Annotated in this window: 2 pseudogenes; both read left to right on the forward strand. The window is 35.4% G+C overall.

Going from position 1 to position 500, the window contains the following annotated elements:
- Positions 1–213 (forward strand): annotated as a pseudogene (locus ACFIKR_RS09645) (integrase); the annotation flags it as partial.
- Between the two features lie 211 nt (positions 214–424).
- Positions 425–500, forward strand: a pseudogene (locus ACFIKR_RS09650) (DNA-binding protein); the annotation flags it as partial.

A 500-nucleotide genomic window follows, 5' to 3' on the forward strand; every position in this document is an offset into this window, starting at 1 on the left:
AAAAATAAAATTGAAGCCTGCCCCCATGGATTTCGTTCTAGTTTACGCAATTGGCTCGCTGAAACAACCGATGCCCCCTATGAGGTCGCTGAAACTATTCTAAGTCATACGGTCGGCGGTAAAGTAGAGCGTGCCTATCGTCGCACTGACTATCTAGAACAACGCCGTGTCTATATGGATAAATGGGCGGCTTATGTCACTGGTCAATCTTAAGATATAGGGTGAATAACCCCATGATCTGTGGATAATTTTAGCTCTCTTCTCTCTCATTCTTTCTCAATAAGAGTCATAAATTATCACATCAGAAATTATATGATAAAATATTGTTTTCTATAAATAAAATACCTTCAAAAATAAACAAAAATGTGGTTAATAAATAGTTATGATTTGTTTTCATTTTTTTTACTTTTGAAAGGAAATTATTATGACAGAAAATGATATTCTTTTGACAGACCGTGAAAGTGCAAAATTGCTTCATATGAGTGTCTCAACATTCCGCC

The sequence above is a fragment of the Bartonella sp. MR30HLJHH genome (assembly GCF_042194195.1).
GTDB classification, from domain to species: Bacteria; Pseudomonadota; Alphaproteobacteria; order Rhizobiales; family Rhizobiaceae; genus Bartonella; species Bartonella grahamii.